This is a genomic window from Actinomycetota bacterium (assembly GCA_035759705.1).
GTDB lineage: Bacteria > Actinomycetota > CADDZG01 > JAHWKV01 > JAHWKV01 > JAJCYE01.
Map to the genome: position 1 here is coordinate 1 of DASTUJ010000168.1, position 4,760 is coordinate 4,760.

Below are 4,760 nucleotides of genomic sequence, written 5' to 3' on the forward strand. Positions count from 1 at the left end.
GGACTTCGCCAAGCGGGCGAGGGAGCTGTTCGACGTCCACAAGCACAAGACCCTCGCCACCATCCGCAAGGACGGGTCACCCCGCATCAGCGGGACGGAGATGACCTTCGTGGAGGACGACATCTGGTTCGGCGGGATGCCGAACTCGCGCAAGGCGCTCGACCTGCGGCGGGAGCCCCGGTTCGCCCTCCACGGGCCGACCGTCGACCCGTCGGACAACTGGAAGGGCGACGTGAAAATCTCGGGCAGGGCGGAGGAGGTCGACGACGACGGTCTCAAACGAAAGGTGGCCGGGCCGGAGGGGCCTCCCGGAGACTTCCACCTGTTCCGGGCGGATATCGCCGAGGTAGTGGTTACGGCGGTTGAGGGGAACTTCCTCAAGATCGACCTGTGGCAGGAGGGTAAGGGCCTGCGCAGCTTCAAGCGCACCTAGCCGGGCGGCTGCTCCGGTCCGTCCGGGGGGCCCGGAAGCTCTTCTTCGTCTTCGCCGTCGTCGGTTGAAGCCCCGGGGCCGACCGCCGACGCGAGCGCCAGGGCGTTCGGGACGTCCACCCGGCCCCTGCCGGTTTCGATTGTCACGTAGAACAGGCCTATGTTGCTGACCTGCCCCTTGTACTCGCCGGTAGAGGACTTGAGAACGGTCTCTTCGCCCACCATGAAGGGCCGCACGACCAGCAGCACCAGCCCGGCGAAGATGTTGCCGAGGGTCTGCTGCGCTGCGATACCGAGCACCACGCCGGTGAGCGCACCTCCCAGCAGCAGAGCCTCGATCCCTATGCCGACTGCGCCCAGCGACCAGAGGATCACGATCGTGAAGCCCGCCATCGACAGAATTTTGGCGAGTGTGACCGCCCGGGCGTCGCCGGTTTTCTCCCGGATTCCCTCCCGAACCGCCGATGCGAGCGCTCTCACGGCCACCCAACCTCCTCCGAGGATGAGTAGGGCGCCGACCACCGGGGCAATATCTCCTAGTTGGAGACTAGGATCGGTGACGTGGATGTGCCCGAACTTGGCCACGCCGGACCCGATGACGGCCACGAGGGCGGCCAGGGCCGCCCGCAGAAGCTTGCGGCGGCGGCGGGTCTGATCAGGCATGGGCAAAGGTTATCCTGACCAAAAGGAGAGCGAGCGGTTGACTGACACTTTGACGGAACTGGCTCCCCGGGAGCTGTGGCGGCATTTTGCTGAGCTGAGCCGGATCCCCCGGCCGTCGGGGAAGGAGCAGGCCGCCCTGGACTACGTCAGGGGGCTGGCCGAGGCCCGCAACGTGGGCTGGCGTCAGGACGACTACGGCAACCTCGTCCTGTTCCTCGACGGAGGTCCGGGACCCACGGTCGCGGTCCAGGCCCACCTGGACATGGTCTGTGAGAAGGAGCCGGACGTGCAGCACAACTTCGACACCGACCCCATCAAGGTCGCGGTCGACGGCAAGCGTGTGCACGCCGAGGGCACCACGCTCGGCGCCGACAACGGAATCGGTGCCGCCGCCGCCCTGGCTCTGTTGACCTCCGAGGACATCAAGAGGGGCCCGCTGGAACTCGTCTTCACCGTCGAGGAGGAAACCGGCCTTCACGGCGCGATGGCCTTCAACGCCGCCCTTCTGCAGTCCAAGATCCTGATCAACCTGGACAGCGAGGACCCCGACGAGCTGACGGTCGGCTGTGCCGGCGGCGCCACGGTCGAGGTCCGCCCGCCGTTGAAGTGGGAGCCGGTCCCCGAGGGCTGGGTGTCCCGCGAGCTCGTGGTCTCCGGCCTTCAGGGCGGCCACAGCGGCGTGGACATCGACAAGGGAAGGGCCAACGCGATAAAAATCCTTCTCGGTGTTCTGAGCGGACTGCGGTCCGCCCTGGAGGTAAGGCTGGCCGGAATGGAGGCCGGAAGGGCGCACAACGTAATCCCCCGGGAGGCCAAGGCGCGCATCGTTGTCTCAGAGTCGTCTGCCGCCCAGCTGGACGGCCTGGTCGAGAGCCTCGGCGAGAACCTTCGTGCCGAATGGGGCGACAAGGAGCCCGGCCTCACCCTGAAGGTCACCGAGGGAGCCCCGGCGGACCAGGTGCTCCAGGCCCGGTTCGAGGACGGCCTGCTGGAGATGATGAACAAGATTCCCGACGGTGCCCACGAGTGGAGCACCGACTTCCCGGAAAAGGTCGAGACCTCCAGCAACCTGGCCCAGGTCAGGGTCGACCCCGAGGAGACGGTGGTCCTGGCGAGCGCCCGAAGCCTCAGCGCACACAAGCTGTTCCGCACCCGTACCCAGATCGCCACCGCCGGGATGAAGTTGATGGCGAAAGCCACCGTCGTCGACAGCTACCCGGGCTGGGAGCCCGAGCTGGACTCCCACCTGCTGCAGGTTGCCACCCAGCAGTACGAGGCGGTCAACGGCAAGCCGGCGTCGATCCAGGTGGTGCACGCCGGCCTGGAGTGCGGGGTGCTGGTGTCGAAGAAGCCCGACATGCAGGCCATCTCGTTCGGCCCCCGGCTCACCGGCGCCCACTCCCCGAACGAGGCGGTCGACGCGGACACCGTGGACGCCATGTGGCGGCTTCTGGTGGGGCTGCTCGGAGCGCTGGCCGACGAGGGTTAGCGGCCGTTCGACGAGAAGTGCTGGTAGTCCTTGGAGCTGGTCCAGTACCCGCCCCACTGCCAGCCGATCGACGAAAACGCCTGCACGACGCCTCCTCCGGCCAGGATCATCCCCGGCCGGGCGTCGGACCGGTTGGTGAATGCGGCCCCGGCCGGAGGGTCGATCGGCCCGGAGCGCGGCAGGTAGGGGTTCTGCACGGGGTTGATGTCCAGGGCCCGGCCGTAGGAGTGCTGCGACCAGACGCCGGGTGAGTTCTCCACCTCCCGGCAGTTGAAGGCCGACGTGTTGTTCGCCGCCGTGGACCGGTCGTCGTCGGCGCCGTAAACGTCCACCAGCTCCATCCTCTCGATGGGGAACTCGAGTGCGAACAGCCGCCCCATTGCCCGAAGGACCTTGTCCGCCTGGTCACGGTGCACGACCAGCTCGCCGGTGTGGACCTGCCCGTCGAATCCCCAGTGGCTGAGGGTCAAAAGCCTCAGGTCCTCGACCGGAACCGGGCAGCCGGGCCGCCACGAATTCGGGAGCCGTCCGGCGTCCACCGGTGCCTGGACGCCGCTGAACTGAGGGCCGGCCGGTGTTTGCGATGCGGGCGGGGCAGGGGAAGTAGGCGGGGATGGAACGGCAACCGGAGAGGCGGGCGGTGAGATTGAAGGCGAAGTTTCAGCCGCTGGGGTTGAAGACGTCGGCGGAGTTGGGGACCTTGGCGGGTCGGCCTCCGGCGACGAGCAGCACGACAACGCCAAACCCAGAAAGGCCGCGATCACCACATTCCGTCGCACCGCCTAAGGTTAAACGGTGACCCGGACGCTTCGACTGCTCGCCCTGCTGCTGGTGGTAGGCCTGACCGGGTGCACGAGCGAGGACCCAGGCGCGAGCCCCGATAAAAGTCCGAACGAACAGTCCACTCCCACTCCGGGAGTCTCAGGCTCGCCTTCGGCGTCGCCCTCGCCGGCTCCGGCCCCTTCGCCCACCGAGATCGCCTTGGAGCCCCCGGGCAGCCTCGCCGCTCCGGGGGTGCTCAAGGTCGGAGCCGAAGGAACCGTGCTGGCGTCCGCCCCGGGTGGCTCCTCGGCGGGCAGGATCAAAGCCGGCGTACTGCTGCCATTCTCGGCGGTACAGAACGGCTGGGCGCGGGTCACCACTCCGTGCGAGCTGACCAGGTGGATGCCGGTCGAGGCAGGCTCCCGTGTGGTCCGGCCCGCTGTGGTCCTGGACCCGGGGCACGGGGGTGACGAGGCCGGCGCAACCGGGCCGACGGGCCTGCTCGAGAAAGAGGTGAACCTGGACGTCGCCTCCCGGGCCGCAGGCCTGCTGAACTCCCTGGGGATCCCCGCCATGCTCACCCGGACCTCGGACTACCGGGCCAGCCTGCCCTTCCGGGTGCAGGTTGCCGACAACTCGGCCGCCGAGCTCATGGTCTCGATCCACCACAATGCCGACCCCGACGGTCCACTCGACCGGCCGGGCAGCGAGACCTACTACCAGTTCCGCTCCGCGGGGTCCAAGCGCCTGGCCGGTCTGGTCTACGAAGAGACCGTGGCCGAGCTGTCGAAGCTCGGTGCCGGCTGGGTGGGCGACACCGACGCCGGCGCCAAGTGGCGGCTCAACTCGAGCGGCGGCGACTACTACGGGATTCTGCGCCGCTCCGGCGAGGTGGGCGTGGTCACCACGCTGGCCGAGCTCGCCTTCGTCTCCAATCCGGCCGAGGAGGCGCTTCTGCGCCGGGAGGACGTGCGCCAGATGGAGGCTTCGGCCATCGTCCGGGCGGTTCAGCGCTACCTGGGCTCCAAAGATCCGGGCAGCGGGTTCACCACACCCTATCCTCGCACTGCGCCGGCCGGGCCCGGCGGGGGGACCAAAGGCTGCGTCGACCCCTCCTGACCTAAAACAGGACGGCGCCGGGAAACCGGCGCCGTCCTGCGAGGGGGCTTAGCTCTAAACCACCTCGAAATCAAGCGGTCTTCATCCCCGAAGGCCGGTGGTGGCGCCGGAACGAGGGCTTCGCCACCCGGTCGGGCGCTTCTTCGAGTAGCTGCATGTGGAACATGACCGCCAGCCCGCCGAAGTACGGTCCGCCCGTCAGAGCCGGCACAAACGCTACGAGGGCCGCCGTTCCCAACGGAACCCCGGCGGCGGCCGCCACCGCCATGGCCGCCAGGTACACGGTCGGAATGCC

The 4,760-nt window shown here is 68.3% G+C and carries 6 protein-coding genes; 3 read left to right on the top strand and 3 right to left on the bottom strand.

The genetic code is table 11. The annotated features are described in order from the left end of the window. Window positions 1–433 (top strand): pyridoxamine 5'-phosphate oxidase family protein (locus tag VFV09_11200; protein HEU4868282.1); only part of this gene is annotated, 433 nt, incomplete at its 5' end. Here VFV09_11200 and VFV09_11205 read toward each other — a convergent pair. Then, the gene (locus VFV09_11205) at window positions 430–1,095 is read right to left on the bottom strand and encodes a mechanosensitive ion channel domain-containing protein (protein ID HEU4868283.1); all 666 of its coding nucleotides are present in this window, start codon (window positions 1,093–1,095) and stop codon (window positions 430–432) included. The two genes, VFV09_11200 and VFV09_11205, sit on opposite strands and share 4 nt — an antisense overlap. 37 nt (window positions 1,096–1,132) lie before the next feature. On the opposite strand from VFV09_11205, the gene pepD reads away from it, so the two are divergent. Further along, entirely contained in the window at window positions 1,133–2,584 is a 1,452-nt protein-coding gene (gene pepD, locus VFV09_11210) for a beta-Ala-His dipeptidase (protein ID HEU4868284.1), read from the top strand. Here the strand turns inward: pepD and VFV09_11215 are convergent. Beyond that, window positions 2,581–3,123, bottom strand: coding sequence for a M15 family metallopeptidase (locus VFV09_11215; GenBank protein ID HEU4868285.1), 543 nt, complete (start codon window positions 3,121–3,123; stop codon window positions 2,581–2,583). The genes pepD and VFV09_11215 overlap by 4 nt on opposite strands. 256 nt (window positions 3,124–3,379) lie before the next feature. Here VFV09_11215 and VFV09_11220 point away from each other — a divergent pair, with 256 nt between their 5' ends. Further along, entirely contained in the window at window positions 3,380–4,465 is a 1,086-nt protein-coding gene (locus tag VFV09_11220; GenBank protein ID HEU4868286.1) for an N-acetylmuramoyl-L-alanine amidase, read from the top strand. Window positions 4,466–4,535: 70 nt separating this feature from the next. On the opposite strand, the gene VFV09_11225 is transcribed toward VFV09_11220, so the two are convergent. Next, on the bottom strand, window positions 4,536–4,760 hold a 225-nt coding region (locus VFV09_11225; protein ID HEU4868287.1), incomplete at its 5' end, for a hypothetical protein.